We start from the raw sequence: 17,700 nt of genomic DNA on the forward strand, positions 1-17,700 counted from the left end.
AACGTACTGGTTCCACCGACCGGTTCCTCCCCGGGCGAACGCTTTACCGTTCCAGTTCGCCCCAGGCAGACCCGATCCCCGCCCGCAGGCCGCACAGATCGCGGGGTAGGTGACCAAAGCAACAGTCTCGCGGGGTGCGCGACGGGCCACGGACAGCAGTTTCGGGGTACGTCGGGTGGCCGAAATGGGAGGGGATGTGCGGATAAAGAGGTATGGGAGGGAGAATCGACGGGATGGGGGACGGTTCGAGGCAGGTCGACGAGGTCGGGGCGTGCTGGGAATGAGGGACGGATGAGCGACGCGATCAGGCTTCTGGACATCCGGGAGGACGTGCTGTCCAGCGACGAAGTGCTGGCCGCTGTCTCCGACCCGACCGCCGGTGGGACCGCACTCTTCATCGGCACCGTACGCAACCACGACCAGGCCAAGCCGGTCGATCGGCTCAGCTACGAGGCTCATCCGGACGCGCTGGAGCACCTGCGGAGGGTGGCGCAGCGTATCTGCGACGATCCTGCGGTGACCGCGCTGGCCGCGATCCACCGGACCGGGGACCTGAAGATCGGGGACGCCGCGGTGATCGTGGCGGTGGCCGCGTCGCACCGTGACGTCGCGTTCGCTGCCTGCCGCAGGCTGATCGACGATCTCAAGGCCGAGGTCCCGATTTGGAAACACCAGCACTTCACCGACGGTGCCAGCGAGTGGGTAGGCGCTCACTGACACGTACGCTGGGCGCATGAAGGTGGCCCGATGAAGGTTTTGGCGTGGCTGGCGTTCCCGCTGGTCGCCACGCTGCTGGCGATGTGCTGGGCGGCGTGGCGCGGGCGAAGCCGCGGTCCGCGCCGATCCGGTGGCGCCTTCGCCTCGGTCGAGGACTTCCGCCGTTTCAACGAGGCACTCGCCGCACCCGGTCCCAGCGCCACCCGTGAACGCCGCCGCGGCTTCGGCCGTCGCACCTCCGCGACCGTCCCGGGTGCGGCTCGCAGCCACACGTCCGATGACGAGCCCGCCCCGGTCACCGACGGATCGGGGACGGATCCGGGTGCTGGGACGTTGGATCCGGCACAGGCAGTCACCAGGAAGCTCGGTCCGGCCGAGATGTTCGGTTCCACCAAGATCGCAGGGCAGGGTTCGTGACACGTCGTACCGCCACATTGGTCACCTCGATCGTCGTGCTGGTCGTCTCGCTCGGCCTGCTCACCGTCTTCCCGGTGCCTTTCGTCTCGTTCAGCCCCGGGCCGGTCAAGGACACCCTGGGCTCGACGAAGAACAAACCGGTGATCGAGATCACCGGTCACGAGACCTTCCCGACGACCGGTCAGCTCGACCTGACCACCGTGTCGGTCACCTCGCCGGACCGTGAACTGACGCTCCCGCAGGCGATGCGGAACTGGCTCGACCCGCACCACGACCTGTTCCCGCGCGACATCATCTATCCGCCTGACCAGAGTGCCGACGAGGTCGAGCAGCAGAACACCGCCGAGATGACCGGCTCGCAGGACAGCGCGATCGCCGCCGCCCTGCAAGCGGCCAAGGTCCCGTTCCACGCCAAGGTCTCGACGGTGGCGAAGGACACGCCGGCAGACGGCAAGCTGAAGGCCGGCGACATCGTGCTGGCCGTCGACGGACAGACGGTGACGCAGGTCCCGCAGGTCGGAGAGCTCGTTCGAAGGCACAAGGTCGGCGAGAACGTCATTTTCCTGATCCGCCGCGGCAGCACCGAGCAGACCGTGCAGCTGAAGACCGCGGCCACGCCCGGCGAGGCCACCCGCCCGATGGTCGGTATCAGCATCGGCGTCGACTCGCCGGTCAAGGTGACGGTGAACCTCGGCCAGGACATCGGCGGCCCGAGCGCTGGTACGGCGTTCGCCCTGGCGATCTACGACAAGCTGACACCGGGCCCACTGCTGGACGGCAAGCACGTCGCAGGGACCGGGACGATCGACGCGCTCGGCCAGGTCGGGGCGATCGGTGGCATCCAGCAGAAGATCGCCGGAGCCAAGAACGACGGGGCCACGGTGTTCCTGGTTCCGGCTCCGAACTGCGAGGCGGCGTTGCACGCCGGCGTGAAGGGCATCCGGCTGGTGAAGATCACCACCTTGAGCGAGGCGATCAGCGCCCTGACGGCGGTCGCCAGCGGAAAGGGAGATGTCCCGGCATGCACACCGTGAGTTATCTGTACGCACTGGCCAGCCAAAGGGGAGATCTGCCCACATGGAATCCGTAGGCACTCTGCCTCCTGACGCGCTCAGTCGCGCGGTGGTCGAGATCGAGAAGCACGTGAGCAGCGCGGGCTGGGACCAGCCCGCGCAGTTGTTCGCGCTGGTCCCTACCCAGGAGCTGCTCCGCGCCGAGCCCCAGCTGGCCGCGCAGCTCGGCGCGGAGGACGCGTCCCAGCCGTTGACCCCGGTCGCCCAGGGCGAGCTGCCCGGCGGCCTCGAGGACGAACACCTGGCCGACGCGCTGGCCCAGATCGAATGGCCTGACGGTGTCACCGGATGTGCGCTCGCGATCGAGCGGATCGTACTGCCGGCCACGGCGGAAGCCGGTCTGTCGAGCGTCGAATCGGACGAGGAACTCGCCCGGATGGCCGGCAGCGACCCACGCCGCCACGAGGTCCGGATGGTCGCCGCGGTGCTCCGCGAAGGCGACCGGTTCGGTGCCGTCCGGCTGCGTTCCCACGACGAGGACAGCGCCGTACTGACCGGCACGGACTTGGTCCCCACGCTGTGCGAAGTACTGTCTTTGACATTCGAACCTTCTCTCGGCAGCCGGCCGGGCGAGGGTCCGGGGGTCGAAGGCATCAGTGACGACGAGGAGAACCGACCATGAGTGACGGCGTCTACGACATGCCGGAGGAGCCGCGGCGCACGCGGCGAACCTCCGGTGGTCGTCCCCGGGCCCTGCTGCCGACGATCGCCACGCTGATCGTCCTGCTGATCCTGTTCAGCGTCTTCACCGACGTCTGGACCCAGCGACTCTGGTACCGCTCGGTGGACCTCGGTTCCGTGTTCAGCACGGTGCTCGGGACCCGGGTGCTGCTGTTCCTGGTGGTCGGCCTGCTGATGGCGGCCGCGGTCGTCGCGAACATCGTGATCGCCTTCCGCACCCGACCGCGGGTCGCTCTGGCACCGTCGCCCAGCCCGGGCTTCGAGCGGTACGGCGATCTGCTCCAGCAGCGCGGCAAGATCGCCATCGGCGTGGTCGCGACCCTGATGCTGGTCTTCGGCGGATCGGCCGCCTCGGGGGAGTGGAAGGTCTTCCTTGCCTGGCGGAACCGGACGCCGTTCGGTGTCACCGACAAGCACTTCAACAAGGACATCTCGTTCTTCGTCTTCGACTACCCGTGGCTGCGCGTACTGCTCGGCTTCGGCTACTCGATCGTGCTGCTGTCGCTGGTCGCCGCGATCATCACCCATTACTTGTACGGCGGCTTCCGCCCGTCCGCAAAGGGTCAGAAGGCTTCCGGTGCGGCGCAGGTGCAGTTCTCGGTGCTGCTCGGTCTGCTCGTGCTGCTCAAGGCCTTCAGCTACTGGCTGGACCGCTTCGGTCTGACGACGTCGGACAGTCGATTGTTCACCGGTATCTCTTACACAGGTGACAACGCCGTCCTGCCGAGCAAGGAGATCCTTGCTGTCATCGCGGTGCTGTGTGCCGGCTTGTTCTTCGCCAATGTGGTCCGCCGGACCTGGCTGCTCCCGGGTGTGGGCACGGTCGTCCTGATCCTGTCGGCGATTCTGCTCGGCGCACTGTGGCCGGCCGCGCTGCAGCAGTTGCGCGTCCGTCCGAGCGAGCCGGTGCGTGAGGCGCCGTACATCACGAAGAACATCGAGGCGACGCGGCAAGCGTACGGCCTGGAGAAGACCCAGGTCATCAACTACGCGGCGACCACGACGGCCAAGCCGTCCGAGCTGCTCGCGGACACCGAGGTGCTGCCGGGTATCCGGCTGATCGACCCGACCGTGGTCGGCCCGACCTTCGAGCAGTTGCAGCAGGTCCGTGGCTTCTACTCGTTCCCGACCGATCTCGACGTCGACCGGTACAAGATCGGCGACAAGGTCAACGACACCGTGATCGCGGTCCGCGAGGTGCAGATCGACCGGCTGCCCGCCGGCCAGCGCAACTGGAACAACGACCACACCGTCTACACCCACGGCTACGGCGTCGTCGCCGCCAACGGCAACCAGCGCGCCGCCGACGGTACGCCGGTGTGGTCGGAGAAGGACCTGCCGCCCACCGGCCAGCTGGGCGACTACGAACCGCGGATCTACTTCGGCGAGCAGTCTCCGGACTATTCGATCGTCGGCGGCCCGAAGGGTGGCCAGGCGGTCGAGCTCGACACCCCTGAAGGCAAGAGCGGTGGCGACCCGACGCTGAACACCTACCAGGGCAAGGGCGGTGTCCCGGTCGGGAGCTTCTTCAACCGGTTGCTCTACGGGACCAAGTTCCGGGACGCGAACATCCTGCTGTCCAGCCGGGTGAACACCGACTCGAAGATCCTGTACGACCGCAGCCCGCGCGAGCGGGTCGAGAAGGCCGCGCCGTGGCTGACGCCGGACGGCGACCCGTACCCGGCGATCGTGGACGGCCAGGTCGTCTGGATCGTCGACGGCTACACGACCTCGGCGAACTACCCGTACTCCGAGAAGGTCGCCCTGGACGACAGCACCCGGGACACGACCACCGGCCGCGGCACCATCGCGCAGCAGCCGAGCGAGCAGATCAACTACATCCGCAACTCGGTCAAGGCCGTCGTCAACGCGTACGACGGATCCGTCGAGCTCTACGCCTGGGACGAGAGCGACCCGGTCCTGAAGACCTGGATGAAGGCTTTCCCCGGCACGGTGAAGCCCCGCTCGGACATCTCGCCCCAGTTGATGTCTCACCTGCGCTACCCGGAGGACATGTTCAAGGTCCAGCGCGACCTGCTGGCCAAGTACCACGTGACGGATGCCGGCACCTGGTACCAGAACAGCGACCTGTGGCGCGTTCCGGCCGACCCGACCGCGGTGTCGTCCGGCAGCGATTCGGCTGCTCAAATCAAACAGCCTCCCTTCTATCTCTCGTTGCGGATGCCGGGTCAGGCCGATCCGAAGTTCTCCCTGACGTCGGTGTACGTGCCGAACGCCGAACGTGAGAACCTCACGGCCTTCATGGCGGTCGACTCCGAGGCCTCGTCGCCGGACTACGGCCAGTTCCGGATCCTCCGATTGCCGGGGAACCTGCAGATACCCGGTCCGGGCCAGGTCTTCAACAAGTTCCAGACCGACGACGGCATCAGAACGGCGTTGTTGCCGATCAACCAGCCGACCAGCGGCGCAAGAGCCCAGTTCGGGAACTTGCTGACGCTGCCACTCGGCGGTGGTCTGCTCTACGTCCAGCCGGTGTACTCGGTCCGGACCAGTGGACCCGGTAGCTATCCGGTGCTCAGATACGTGCTGGTCTCGTTCGGTGATCGGGTCGCCTACGGCTCGACGCTGACCGAGGCGTTGAACAAGGTGTTCAACACCAGCGTCACCAACCCTGAGGAGCCGGGCGGTACGAAGCCGCCGACCACGCCGGTGAACCAGACGGTCAAGCAGGCGCTGGCCGAGGCGCAAGCTGCGTACACGGCCGCCCAGGCCGCACTGACGAGAGGCGACCTGGCGGGCTACCAGGAGCAGGTCAACAAGATGAAGTTGGCAATCGACCGGGCCGTCGCAGCCGGAGCTGCGGTCACGCCGACGCCGACGGGGACACCGACGACGACACCGTCGGGGACACCGACGACGACACCGTCCGAAACCACCGCACCGCCGTCAACCCCGTCGACCTCACCGTCGGGCTGATCCGCAGGTCGCTTCCCGGGGCGGCGACACCGACACCAGTCGGGGTCGCCGCCCCGTTCTGTTGCCCCCAGCACCGGGGCGACTAGTTGCCTACGGCATCAGGTGGTGATCTCCGGGTGGAAGCCGGCAGCCGTGTCGAGGAGGTCTTCGTCGGTGAAGCGGTCGTGGTCGATCGTCACCTCGGCCGCCACTCCCGGCGCGACGAAGTAGAACACCTCGTCCCCGGCGAACAGGCCGTCGTACCCACCGACCTTGACCGGGGTCAGCTCCCAGTTGCCCGGGTCCTTCTCCTCGTACTCGATCAGGAACGCCTTCAAAGCCTCGAGATCGGTCAGCTTCTCACCGCGGAGCGTCTTGACCGTCAGATCGACCTTGAACGCGCCCTCCGGATCCGGGCCGGTCTCCCAGACCCGGCTGTGGAAGCTCACGTCCTCCCACTCGTACTCGAAGTCGCTCGGCGCACCGATGCCGTCGGGGAGGTGGTCGATCGCGAAGCCGTCCAAGGTGCATGCCCTCTGCTCGGTCGATGGAGGTGTCACGGAGAACCCCGAGCGCGGCCCGGGCTCGCTCGCCGCGGCCGAGGTGGTCGCCAGGACGCCGAGTGAGGCGAGGACGACCGCACTCCCGATCACGATACGACGGGCCGACGGCACGACTCGGGAGCGAAGGGACGAACGCGACATGGCTGCCTCCTGGGAACCGCGACGTCCCGCCTGCTGCGAGACGCCTTCTTGCCCAAGAAGATGCAGCGATCACCCCGCCCCGCCGCCCACGAATTCGAACCTGTGGAAAAAGCTCAGTACCCGATCAGCCGGTGCAGCCGATGGAACGTCTGCTGGAACCCGAGCTTCGGCCACGTCCGCGACGACAGCAGGTTCGTCACCCGCCAGTCCGTCACCACGGACGTGTATCCGGTGTCCGCCGACCACTGCAGGACGGCCTCACCGAGCGCCCGCCCGGCACCGTGACCCCGAGCCGCCGGCAGTACGGCGGCGAACCCGAGGAACCCGGCGTTGTCCGGCTGCGCCAACCCACTGTGCGAGCTCGACTTCTCCAGCGAGCACCCGACCGACGACCCGATCACCTGACCGTTGTACTCGGCAACGAAGGTCGCATAGTCCTGGTCGTCGATCGACTCCTCCCAGTCGGCCACCGCCTCCTCCAGAGTGGGGATCTCCCCGGCAGAGAACACCGGCGAGAGCCCCTGGTGCTGCGGCAGCGCCAGATCCAGCTCAGCGAGTACGGCGATGTCGCCGCGGGCCGCACGCCGTACGACGAGATCGGATGGCGGCGGGAGCGGCGTAGTCGGCGCCGGCCGGATCGCGTGAGCATGCTGCGCACCGAATCCCAGCCGGAACCACGCGTCGATCAGCTCGGGGTCGTCCGGCACGAGCACGTAGTGCGCGATGCGGCCGTCGTCGACCCACTTGGTCGCTGCGGCGGCGTAGAGGTCGCGGATCTGTTCAGGCTCACGAACGGCGTGGCCCGCGGACTCCACCCAAATGTTCGGGCCCCACACAGGCGAAGGCTTGGGGGCAGCCAGCAAATAGCCGGTCACCTCGCCGCCCTCGCTCAGCACCGCACCGGAGGCGCTCTCGCTCTCCCACACGGCCGTCACCTCGACCAGCGCGAGCTGGTCGTCCTCATAGTCGGCTGGAAGCAGAGGGTGGCGCTTGCGATGCTCCTTGTGTCGCTGCGCAAGCAGATTGGCGGCCGCGGGCAGATCCGCCTCCTCGAACGGCCGGATGACGTGTCTGGACATACCCGGACGGTACGCCGACAGCCCCGCCCGTGACACGGGTTTTCACCGACCCGGAGCCACACCGGGACCCGATTTGGTTGCTCAGCCCCGATCCCCTAAACTAAAGACACAACGACGCGGGGTGGAGCAGCTCGGTAGCTCGCTGGGCTCATAACCCAGAGGTCGCAGGTTCAAATCCTGCCCCCGCTACGGAAGAAGGCCCGGACCATTGGTCCGGGCCTTCGTTTTTCCAGCGGAAGGAAGTCGCTGGGAATGGTTCCGGCGGATCCGTGTGAGGGTCGGGGCCTCGGGAGGTGCGGCGATACGCTTTCTGGTCAGGGTGGCGTCCGCGTCGGCCATGGCTGACGGGCTCGGCTGCGCCGCGGGGAGAACTTTCTTCGGGGCCTTGTCGATCCGCGGGCCGCTCGTTCGACCTGTGGGTGCGAGGGCCGAGAGGCGGCCCCGCCGGACGAGGAGAACGCGATGTCGCAGTACATGCTGATCATGCGGGGCACCGATGAGTCGAACGCGGCCATGATGGCCGACATCGAGGAGTTGATGGGCGCGACCCGCCGGTTCATCGAGGAGATGGCCAAGGCCGGCGTTTACGTCGCGGCCGAAGGGCTGGACGATCCGGCCCTGGGCGTCGTGGTGCACTTCGGCGACGAGGCTCCGGTGGTCACGGACGGACCGTACGGGGAGACGAAGGAACTGTTCGGGGGTTTCTTCCTGGTCGATGTCGCCTCGAAACAGGAGGCGGTCGAGTGGGCCAAGCGGGTCCCGGCGGTCCCGGGGGCCAAGGTCGAGGTCCGGCGGGTGCCCGGGGAGGACGAGGTCCCGCAGGACAGCGGGAAGTTCGTCAAGGACGAGGCCGTGCGCGAGAGCAGCGGCCGGATCTGATGGAAACGGCCGACGTCGAGGCCGTCTGGCGGATCGAGTCGGCGCGGATCGTGGCCGCGCTGACCCGGTTCACCGGCGATTTCGGGTTGGCCGAGGATGCGGCCCAGGAAGCGGTGGCCGAGGCACTGGTGTCGTGGCCGCTGGCCGCTCCGGCCAGTCCGTCCGGCTGGCTGATGGCCACGGCCCGGCGGCGGGCGATCGACGCGATCCGCCGCCGGACCGCCCTGAAGGACCGGTACGCCCTGCTGGCGGCGGACCCGGTGGTCGACGAGGAGATCGACCCCGACCGGATCGACGACGACATCCTGGCGCTGATGTTCATCAGCTGCCACCCGGTGCTCTCGCCCGAGGCCCGGGTGGCGCTGACCCTGCGCGTGGTCGGCGGCCTGTCCACCGAACAGATCGCCCGCGCGTTCCTGGTCCCGGTGCCGACCGTGCAGGCCCGCATCACCCGGGCGAAGAAGACGATCGCGGCGGCCGGGGTGCCGTTCGAGCTGCCGCCGGCCGATGAGCGCCGGGAACGGCTGGGCGGCGTGCTCAGCGTCGTCTACGTGATCTTCACCGAGGGGTCGACGGCCACGTCGGGTGACCGGCTGCTACAGCCCGGCGTCGCGTACGAGGCGATCCGGCTGGCCCGCACGCTGGCCGCGCTGCAGCCGGACGAGCCGGAGGTGCACGGTCTGCTCGCGTTGTGCGAGCTGACGGCCGCGCGCTTCCCGGCCCGCACCGGCCCGGACGGTTCGCCGATCCTGCTGATGGACCAGGACCGGCGGCGGTGGGACTTCTCGGCGGTCCGCCGCGGGCTGGCCGCGCTGACCAAGGCATCGGCTCGCGGGCTCGGCCCCTACGGACTGCAGGCTGCGATCGCCGCCGCGCATGCGTCCGCGCCGTCGGTGGAGGCGACCGACTGGGAGCGGATCGTGGTGCTGTACGAGGCGCTCGGCCGGGTCGCGCCCTCGCCGGTGGTCGAGCTCAACCGGGCCGTCGCCGTGGCCATGGCCTCCGGTCCGGCGCAAGCGCTGGCCATCGTGGACGAGTTGATCGCGTTGGACCGGCTCCCCGGTTCGCATCTGGTGCCGACCGTACGCGGTGAGCTGCTGGTCCGTCTCGGTCGGCGACCGGAGGCGCGCGCCGAGCTGGAGCTGGCGGCCCGGCTGTGCACCAACCAGCGCGAACGCTCGGTGTTGCTGCGCAAGGCGGCCGCGCTCGGCTGACGCCGGCGAATCCCCGAACGCGGACGGCCCAATCGTCCCGCAGGGGTGATGCGGTGATCCCAGTTCTGCGGAAACGTCGGCCGCGTATCCGGATTGCAGGGTGGGGACTCCGGCTCGTGCGACGAGCGGCGCCTGCGAAGGACAGGAGGGGCCCGACGGATCGACGCCCTCCGCCACATCTGACCGCTGGAGGTAGACCATGACTATCAATATCGATGAGCTCGGTCCGGTCGATTGGATCGTCGTCGAGTTCCCGGGGACCAAGCTGACCGGCGAGATCGCGCCGATCCTCACCGACTACGTCGACCGGGGCCTGATCCGGGTCCTCGACCTGCTGTTCCTGATGAAGGACGCGGACGGCAGCGTCGAGGCGTTCGAGGCGGCTGATCTGGAGGATTCCGAGATCGGGCAGCTGCGGGCGTTCGAGACCGAGATCGCGATGCTGCTCAGTGAGCAGGATGTCGCGGATCTCGCCGAGACCATCGAGCCCGGCAGCTCGGCCGCGGTGCTCGTCTGGGAGAACCTGTGGGCCGCGCCGTTCGGCTCGGCGGTGCGGCACGCCGGCGGTCAGCTGGTTGCGAGCGGACGCATCCCGATCCACGCGGTGATCGCCGCCATGGAGGCCGACGCGGCAGAGGCCCAAGAGACCACGTAGGCAGCGGCCGAAGACAAGTAGGCAGCGGCCGAAGAGACCAAGTAGACAGAGGAAGGAGCCTGACATGCCACTTGCAGCCCGACGCAGGCGCAGGACCGCAATGGCCGTGGGAGGTGCCGTGGTTGTCGCACATGGCATCAACCGCCGCCACGACCGCCGTGACGACCGGCGTGAGGACCGGCGTGACGACCGCCGCGACCGCCGCGACTGACCCTTTCGACCACGGCAGATAGCGACCAGTGGCGAAGGCCCGGACCTGATGGTTCGGGCCTTCGCTTGTCCTGGGGGAAAGTTGGGACCTGGGTCCCGTGTGGGTGGGGCTGGTCCGGGGTGACGCTCTGCTCGACAGTCAGTCGAGTCGAGGAGCAGATCATGACCGTCATCGTGGAAGACAGGCCGGCGGCGCAGACCGTGTTCGCCGGGAAGGTTCGGTGGGTGGCGGCGGCGCTGGTCATCGTGGGGGCGGCTCTACAGGTTGCGGAGTTCCTGCTCGAGCCGGGAGGGAGTGCCGGGTCCGCGGAGCGGATCTCGTGGTGGTTGGCGCATCCGGACCGGATCGCGCTCTCCAAGGGGGCCGGCATGCTGGCGGTTCCGTTCCTGATCGGTCAGTTCTTCGTGCTGGTGGCCATCGCGCGGCGGCACTCGCGCCGGATCTCGATCGCCGCGGCGGCGTGCCTCACCGCCGCGATGAGCGGGCTGGCCGCCATCCAGGGCGTCGAGATGGCGGCGCTGTGGGCGGCGCAAGCGGGGCATCGTGAGGTGGCGGTGAGCATTCTGGACGTCAGCAACCCGGGAATCCCCGGAGCGGTGCTGTTCGTGCTGTTCCTGGGTGGCGCGCTGTTCGGCACCGTGGCGCTGAACGTTGCCCTGTGGCGGTCGCCGTACGTGCCGCGGCTCGTCGTGGTCTTCGGTGTGGGCTTCGTGATCATGGACCTGGTGCTGGGCTGGGGCATCGCCGGTCACCTGTCGGCGCTCGCGGCCGGACTGGTGATGGCATGGGCGATCATCACCGGCTACGCCCGCCGTAATCGCCAACAGAGCGCACACTGACGTTGAGATGAGCGTTCGAAGGTGGCCTCTGGCCCCGGCGGTCTTCGCCGGGGCCACCGGCGCGCTCGCGATCACCACCTTGACCCTGGCACTGTCCGCTTACAGCACCGCGGGCGAGCTGATCGCGGACAATCGCGCCAATCAGTGGCTGGCCGGCCTGGCCTTCGGCATCGTCGGCGCACTGGTAGTGCGGGCTCAGCCGGGTAACCGGCTCGGTTGGGTGCTCGCGGCGTCCGGCCTGTGTGCTTCGCTCGGCTCGGCGGGTTCGGAGTACGCCAGGATCGCGCTCGACGCGACTCCGCTGCCGCTCGGTGGGTTGGCCGCGTGGCTGGCGGCGGTTCTCTGGCTGCCGCCGTTCCTGATCACTGTCGCCGCCGTACCGCTGATGTATCCCGAGGGTCGGCTGTCGTCGCGTCACTGGCTGTGGCCGGCGCGGATCGCTTTCGCGGCCGGTGTGCTCGCAGTGATCGCGTTCGGCACGAGCCAGGCGGCGGTCGACGACGCCGGCTTCCCGCAGTTCGACAACCCGATCGATCTGCCAGCCCCGGACCCCGTGCAACTCACAGTCGTGGCAGTCTGCCTATTCATAGTTCTGGCAGTCGGTGTGGCCGCGGCGCTGGCAGTCGTCGTACGGATGCGGCACGCGGACGCCGTACGCCGGCAGCAGTCCGCGTGGTTCGTCACCGCCATCGTGCTCGCCGGGCCGGCCGCGTTCGTACCAACGCCGCAGCTAGTCGACTTCGTCCTCAACGTCATCGCCGTCACCTGTCTCACGGTGGGCATCGTGCGCCACGGCTTGTTCGACATCGAGGTCGCACTGTCGCGGACCCTCGTGTACGCCGTACTGACGGCAATCGCCCTCGGCATCTACCTCGCCGCCGCGGCACTGCTCGGCTCCAAGTCCAGCGCCGGCCTCGTACCCGCACTGGTCGCAGCCGTCGCGGCGATGCTGCTCGCAGGAGCTCGCCAACGCCTGCAGACATTCGTCGACAAACTGATGTACGGCGACCGCCGCGACCCGATGTCCGCACTGACCACCCTGGGGGTCCGGCTAAGCGCCGCACTCGACACCGACGACGTGCTGCCGGTGACCGTCGAGGCTGTCCGGTCCGCCCTCAACCTCCCGTACGCCGAAGTCCGTCTCACCGGCGAGGACAGCCCGGCGTTCACCTCGGGAGCAGAGCAGGACCGGGTCGCCAGGTTCCCACTCAGCCATGCCGGCGAAGCGGTCGGAGTGCTGGTAGTGGGACTGCGACGCGGTGAGCAGGAACTGTCCCGGTCCGACCGTCGATTGCTTGAGGCCTTCGCCCGGCAGGCCGGTGTTGCTGCGCACGGAGTCCGGGTGACGAGGGAGCTGCGCCGTTCCCGCGAGCGGATCGTCTCCTCGCGGGAGGAGGAGCGCCGCCGGATCAGACGGGACCTGCACGACGGCGTCGGTCCGACCCTGGCCGGCATCACCCTCGGTCTGGAGACGGCCGGCCGAGTGGCCCGCCGCGACCCGGCCGGTGCGTCGTCCCTGCTCCAGGAACTGCGGACCGATGCCGCGGACTGTATTGACGAGGTACGCCGGATCGTTGCCGACCTTCGGCCACCCGCACTGGACGCCGGACTGACCACAGCCCTCCGGCACCGGGCCGATCTGCTCACCGAACGGTCCGGTGGTCGCCTCATGGTCACTGTCGCCGACCACGACGCAGCGTCCGACCTCCCGTCGGCGCTCGAGGTAGCGGCGTACCGGATCGCGACCGAGGCGATGACCAACACGCTCAGGCATGCGCACGCGAGCACTTGTGACGTGGATGTGCAGTACGACGGCCAACTGCTGGTGCTCCGGATCACCGACGACGGCAGCGGCGAACCACCGAGCTCGGTCGGGACTGGGTTGACCTCGATGCGGGAACGCGCCGAGGAGCTGGGCGGTGTCTGCACGGTCACCTTCCGCCCCGGCGCCGGCACAGCTGTCGCGGTGTCCCTGCCGTACCACGCGAGTACGCCGTGATCCGCGTACTGGTCGCCGACGATCACCCGGTCTTCCGTCGCGGACTGGTCGGCGTACTGACCGAGGAGCCGGGCATCGACGTCGTGGCCGAAGCGCCCGATGGTGACACCACGATCGCACTGGCCGCGGAGCTGCGCCCCGACGTCGTCCTGATGGATCTGCACATGGCAGGTACGGGCGGCATCGCCGCGACCCGGCGTCTCACCGCCGAGGTACCGGACGTCGCCGTACTCGTGCTGACCATGCTCGACGACGAGGAGTCGGTGCAGTCAGCTCTGCACGCGGGAGCCCGCGGCTATCTGGTGAAGGGTGCGTCCGGCGATCGCATCCTGGAGGCCGTACGCGCGGTGGCCGACGGAGAAGTCGTGTTCGGTGCGGACGTGGCCGGCCTGGTCCTCGGCCGGCTCACCGCGGAGCGCAAGACCATGCGAACCGGGCCGTTCCCGATGCTCACCGACCGGGAGGTCGAAGTACTGACGCTGATCGGGCTCGGCCGCTCCAACACCGAGATCGCGCGCCGCTTGGTGGTGTCGGACAAGACCGTCCGCAACCACATCACCAACATCTTCGCCAAGCTCGGTGTCGCCGATCGGTCCCAAGCCATCGTCCGCGCCCGCGACGCCGGCCTGTCCTGACCGACTAGCGCAACCACACCACGATCCCGGTGTGCCCGGTCAGCACACTCGCGACGCCGACCCGGACGGCAGCGGCGGCCCGCTCAGAGGTGAACGTCTTGGGGTCGAACGACGTGGACATGCCGAGGCCTTCGCCGCGGAACGATGCGCCGGCCCAGGTGGCGGCGGTGACGTTGGTGGTGGGCTCGGCCAGTTCGGCGCCGACGACGAGGAACTGCTGGTCCAGATGGCTCGCGGTGACGAGGGCCAGTGGATCGACCAAGGGGTTGCCGGCGCTGATGATCAGGTCGGGCTTGAGATTCATGGCCTCGGCGATCTTCCCGACGTAGTCGCCCGGGGCGTTGACGGTCTTGAGACTGACCTTCTCCGCGGACGCCCAGTCCCGCACGGCGGTCGCCAGGGTCTTCGTCTGCGCGTCGTCGCCGGCGGTCAGCAGGACGACCCGGTAGCCCTTGGAGGGACGGACTCCGTCCCACGAGCCGGGGCTCGGCGTGATCGTCGCCTCCGGGGACGGTGGCGCGGCGGGGTCCACGAAGCCCGGCCCGAGGGTGCCGACGGGGGTCGGCTCCGCGCGGGGGCGGGACCAGTCGTCGGTCGAGTTGCAGCCGGCCAGCACCAGGACGAGCGTGAGCACGCAGGCCGACCGAAGTCGCACGAGCACGGGGGATGATCCTTTGGCGAAAGGTAAGCAGGTCGTCCCCTTCATACCTGATACGTCACTGTCCACAGCCTCGGTACGCCCAGCGTTCGCCCGCGATCCGACAGGTGTTCACCGACCAGGTGCAGCGTGCGCAGCATGCAACACCTCGTGCGCCGTTGCGCATACCTCTTCGCCGTGGCGGCAGCACTTGTCCTGACCGCGGCACCTGCCAGTGCTCACGGCTTCAGCTCCACCGTGTTCGTCGACCTGACCGCGCCGGCGAAGGGACACGTGCGAGCCGAGCTCGGACTGGAGTACGACCTGCTGGTCGTGTCCGTGGCGGACTACGAGAAGGACGACTCGCTGTTCAAGCTGGGCACGGCGGCGTTCGACTCCGGAGACTCGGCCAAGCAGGCTGCCGCGCTGGCGGCCCACTCCGACTCGGTCATGAAGTACGTGACCCAGCGGTTCGGCATCACCGCCGGCAGCCAGGCCTGTACGGCGACGCAGGAAGGCGACTTCACCATCCAGCAGCGCGACGGCGTCCCGTACGCGTTCATGGTGCTGGACTACCAGTGCCCGGCAGCGGATGTGCATGAGGTCCGCAGTGGTCTGTTCCCGGACAGCGAGACCTACGTGCGCGGCACGAAGACGATCGTCACCTACGACCTCGACCTGCAGAAGGGCAGTAGTGCCCTCGACTCCGGGCACCCGTCGTTCTCCACGCACCAGTCGTTCGCCGAGCGGTTCTGGGAGTTCTTCCGGCTCGGAGCCGAGCACCTGCTCACCGGTCTCGACCACATCCTGTTCCTGCTCGCACTCATCGCGGGGTCACGCCGGTTGCGCGAGATCGTGCTGGCGGCAACGACTTTCACACTCGCCCACTCGGTCACCTTCATCCTCGCGGCGCTTGGCGTGGTCCACGTGTCGCCGTCGTTCATCGAGCCGGTCATCGCGCTGTCGATCGCAGTGGTCGCGTGCTGGCATCTCTGGCGGATCTGGCGGCGCGGACGGCTCGCGACCGACCTCGAGACGAGCGGTCGCAGTCACGTGAGCCTGGACCGGGCCGGCTGGACCCGATTGGGTGTCGTGTTCTGCTTCGGCCTCGTCCACGGTGTCGGCTTCGCCGGTGCGCTCGGGATCCAGCAGGCGTGGTCGTGGACGCTGCTGTGGTCCCTGCTGGTGTTCAACGTCGGCATCGAGACCGTGCAGCTCGGCCTCATCGCGATCACCTTCCCGCTGCTCATGCTGCTGAGGCGGAAAGCACCGTCCGTGGCGCTGTGGGTCACCGGGGTCATCGCCGCCGGAGTAACGGTCGCCGGACTGGTGTGGTTCGTACAGCGGCTCTAGTGCGACCGGTAAACCGGCGTTCACATTGATTCCACCACGCTGGTGGAGATTCTCCGATGGGCCTGTCCGGCCCGACTCGTCACCATTTACGGACGGACACTTGATGAAGCTCGTCAACTGGGCACGGACCAGTCTGGCCGCGTGCGTCACCGTGGCGGTCGTCGGTACCGCCACCGCGTTCGGAGGCGTGGGCGTCGCCCAGGCCGACGCCAACGCAACCCCTACCGGCATTGTTCTCGGCGTCGGCGCGAAAGAGTCGCAGCGCGTCGTGAGCTGGTACGCCCCGACCGGCACCGCACAGGTGGTGCAGGTTGCTCCCACCAACCGGCTGAGCCACGGCAAGTTCCCGTGGAACGCCACCACGTTCCCCGCCACGGTCGCGGCGAACAGCGTCAACGGCGGTTTCAACGGCCACGCGACCATCGACGGCCTGCGTGAGCACACGTCGTACTCGTACCGCGTCGGTACCGGCGGCAGCTGGTCGCCGACGTACTCGTTCAAGACGCAGGACTTCGACGGCAACTTCAACTTCCTGTTCTTCGGCGACCCGCAGATCGGTTCGTCCGGCGACGTCGCGAAGGACGGCGCCGGCTGGCTCGACACCCTGAACGTCGCGCTCGCCGCGAACCCGAAGACCGAGCTCCTGGTCTCCGGTGGCGACCAGGTCGAGACCGCGAACACCGAAGCGCAGTGGGACGCCTTCCTGGCGCCCGACAAGCTGCGGCAGTACCCGTGGGCCGCGACCATCGGCAACCACGACGTCGGTGGCAAGGCCTACGAACAGCACTTCTGGACCCCGAACACCGACCGCTCGGCGGGCTTCTACCGCGGCAACCCGAGCACGGAGTCCGGCGGCGACTACTGGTACCTCTACAAGGACGTGCTGTTCATCGACCTGAACAGCAACGCCTACGCCAACGGCGCGGACGCGGCGCACCTCGACTACGTGTCCAAGGTGATCAAGGCCCACGGATCCCAGGCGAAGTACACGGTGCTCGTGTACCACCACTCGATCTACTCGCCGGCCGACCACGCCAACGACGCCGACAACCAGGTACGCCGTCAGGACTTCCCGACCGCGTTCTCGAAGCTCGGCGTGGACCTGGTCCTGCAGGGTCACGACCACAGCTACTCGCGCAGCTACGTGATCAAGAACGGCAAGAAGGCCAACCCGGCCGAGCAGCCGGGCGCGGCCCAGGTCGTGCAGGGACCGGGCGGGGTCATCTACGTGACGGCCGACTCCGCGTCGGGTTCGAAGTACTACGACCTGACCGCTCCGGACACCACCAAGGACCCGAACTACGGTCCTGACCCGCTGAACCCGAAGAACCACTGGGCCAACTCGGTGGAGAACCAGGAGCACGTCCGCACCTACGTCAAGGTCGAGGTGCAGAAGGACAAGCTCGTCGTCGAGAACGTCCGCAGTGGCACGTGTGCGGCTCCGAACGCGGCCGTCGAGCGCGGCAACGTCTCGTGGTGCGGCCCGAACAGCGGCGCCAGCCCGGCCAAGCCGGTCGGCTCGCTGGTCGACAAGGTCACCATCCGCCCGTACAACGCCCACGGTCACGGGGGCTCGGAGCCGGGCCACCACGACTGGACGGTCAGCAAGAACCAGAAGGGTGTCACGACGCTCACCGATGTGAGCTGATCACCTGATCAAGGGGGTGGGCGTCAGGAGGCGCCCACCCCCT

At 68.3% G+C, this 17,700-nt stretch carries 16 protein-coding genes and 1 tRNA gene; 14 read left to right on the forward strand and 3 right to left on the reverse strand.

Annotation, left to right across the window (positions count from 1 at the left end; translation table 11 throughout):
• Nucleotides 1–291 precede the first annotated feature (291 nt).
• From ACZ6O0_RS25125 to ACZ6O0_RS25145, 5 genes are all read left to right on the forward strand, one after another.
• Complete coding sequence (locus ACZ6O0_RS25125) at nucleotides 292–717, forward strand: molybdenum cofactor biosynthesis protein MoaE (protein ID WP_465767409.1); 426 nt, start codon at nucleotides 292–294, stop codon at nucleotides 715–717.
• Nucleotides 718–747: 30 nt separating this feature from the next.
• Nucleotides 748–1,134: a hypothetical protein gene (locus ACZ6O0_RS25130; RefSeq protein WP_465767410.1), complete on the forward strand. Its 387-nt coding sequence runs from the start codon at nucleotides 748–750 to the stop codon at nucleotides 1,132–1,134.
• Complete coding sequence (locus ACZ6O0_RS25135; protein ID WP_465767411.1) at nucleotides 1,131–2,168, forward strand: YlbL family protein; 1,038 nt, start codon at nucleotides 1,131–1,133, stop codon at nucleotides 2,166–2,168. The genes ACZ6O0_RS25130 and ACZ6O0_RS25135 overlap by 4 nt, the downstream gene beginning before the upstream one ends.
• Before the next feature lie 88 nt (nucleotides 2,169–2,256).
• Nucleotides 2,257–2,829, forward strand: coding sequence for a PPA1309 family protein (locus tag ACZ6O0_RS25140; protein ID WP_465767412.1), 573 nt, complete (start codon nucleotides 2,257–2,259; stop codon nucleotides 2,827–2,829).
• Nucleotides 2,826–5,825 (forward strand): UPF0182 family membrane protein, encoded by a 3,000-nt coding sequence (locus ACZ6O0_RS25145; protein ID WP_465767413.1) that lies wholly within the window; start codon nucleotides 2,826–2,828, stop codon nucleotides 5,823–5,825. Before ACZ6O0_RS25140 ends, ACZ6O0_RS25145 begins: the two co-directional genes overlap by 4 nt.
• Nucleotides 5,826–5,923: 98 nt before the next feature.
• Here the strand turns inward: ACZ6O0_RS25145 and ACZ6O0_RS25150 are convergent, their stop codons facing one another.
• Together ACZ6O0_RS25150 and ACZ6O0_RS25155 are read right to left on the reverse strand one after the other, a co-directional pair.
• Nucleotides 5,924–6,508, reverse strand: a complete 585-nt coding sequence (locus tag ACZ6O0_RS25150) for a hypothetical protein (RefSeq protein ID WP_465767414.1) — start codon at nucleotides 6,506–6,508, stop codon at nucleotides 5,924–5,926.
• A gap of 113 nt (nucleotides 6,509–6,621) precedes the next feature.
• Nucleotides 6,622–7,587, reverse strand: a complete 966-nt coding sequence (locus ACZ6O0_RS25155; protein ID WP_465767415.1) for a GNAT family N-acetyltransferase — start codon at nucleotides 7,585–7,587, stop codon at nucleotides 6,622–6,624.
• A 115-nt stretch (nucleotides 7,588–7,702) separates the two neighbouring features.
• Here ACZ6O0_RS25155 and ACZ6O0_RS25160 point away from each other — a divergent pair.
• The 7 genes from ACZ6O0_RS25160 to ACZ6O0_RS25190 all read left to right on the forward strand — a co-directional run bounded on the left by ACZ6O0_RS25160 (nucleotide 7,703) and on the right by ACZ6O0_RS25190 (nucleotide 14,019).
• Nucleotides 7,703–7,776, forward strand: a tRNA-Met gene (locus ACZ6O0_RS25160).
• 273 nt (nucleotides 7,777–8,049) lie between these two features.
• Nucleotides 8,050–8,466 (forward strand): YciI family protein, encoded by a 417-nt coding sequence (locus ACZ6O0_RS25165; protein WP_465767416.1) that lies wholly within the window; start codon nucleotides 8,050–8,052, stop codon nucleotides 8,464–8,466.
• Nucleotides 8,466–9,680 carry an RNA polymerase sigma factor gene (locus ACZ6O0_RS25170; protein ID WP_465767417.1) on the forward strand — a complete coding sequence of 405 codons (1,215 nt, stop codon included), beginning with the start codon at nucleotides 8,466–8,468 and terminating at the stop codon, nucleotides 9,678–9,680. The genes ACZ6O0_RS25165 and ACZ6O0_RS25170 overlap by 1 nt, the downstream gene beginning before the upstream one ends.
• Before the next feature lie 199 nt (nucleotides 9,681–9,879).
• Nucleotides 9,880–10,335 carry a DUF6325 family protein gene (locus ACZ6O0_RS25175; RefSeq protein WP_465767418.1) on the forward strand — a complete coding sequence of 152 codons (456 nt, stop codon included), beginning with the start codon at nucleotides 9,880–9,882 and terminating at the stop codon, nucleotides 10,333–10,335.
• Between the two features lie 372 nt (nucleotides 10,336–10,707).
• A complete protein-coding gene (locus tag ACZ6O0_RS25180; protein WP_465767419.1) occupies nucleotides 10,708–11,385 on the forward strand; it encodes a hypothetical protein in 678 nt (225 codons plus the stop codon).
• A gap of 7 nt (nucleotides 11,386–11,392) precedes the next feature.
• Nucleotides 11,393–13,384, forward strand: coding sequence for a sensor histidine kinase (locus ACZ6O0_RS25185; RefSeq protein ID WP_465767420.1), 1,992 nt, complete (start codon nucleotides 11,393–11,395; stop codon nucleotides 13,382–13,384).
• Nucleotides 13,381–14,019, forward strand: coding sequence for a response regulator transcription factor (locus ACZ6O0_RS25190; protein ID WP_465767421.1), 639 nt, complete (start codon nucleotides 13,381–13,383; stop codon nucleotides 14,017–14,019). The genes ACZ6O0_RS25185 and ACZ6O0_RS25190 overlap by 4 nt, the downstream gene beginning before the upstream one ends.
• Nucleotides 14,020–14,023: 4 nt before the next feature.
• Here the strand turns inward: ACZ6O0_RS25190 and ACZ6O0_RS25195 are convergent, their stop codons facing one another.
• A complete protein-coding gene (locus ACZ6O0_RS25195; protein ID WP_465767422.1) occupies nucleotides 14,024–14,680 on the reverse strand; it encodes a hypothetical protein in 657 nt (218 codons plus the stop codon).
• A gap of 135 nt (nucleotides 14,681–14,815) precedes the next feature.
• Between ACZ6O0_RS25195 and ACZ6O0_RS25200 the strand changes: the two genes are divergently transcribed.
• Entirely contained in the window at nucleotides 14,816–16,009 is a 1,194-nt protein-coding gene (locus ACZ6O0_RS25200) for a HupE/UreJ family protein (protein ID WP_465767423.1), read from the forward strand.
• 103 nt (nucleotides 16,010–16,112) lie between these two features.
• Complete coding sequence (locus ACZ6O0_RS25205) at nucleotides 16,113–17,657, forward strand: purple acid phosphatase family protein (RefSeq protein ID WP_465767424.1); 1,545 nt, start codon at nucleotides 16,113–16,115, stop codon at nucleotides 17,655–17,657.
• Nucleotides 17,658–17,700: the final 43 nt, after the last annotated feature.

The organism is Kribbella sp. NPDC048837, from assembly GCF_055586945.1.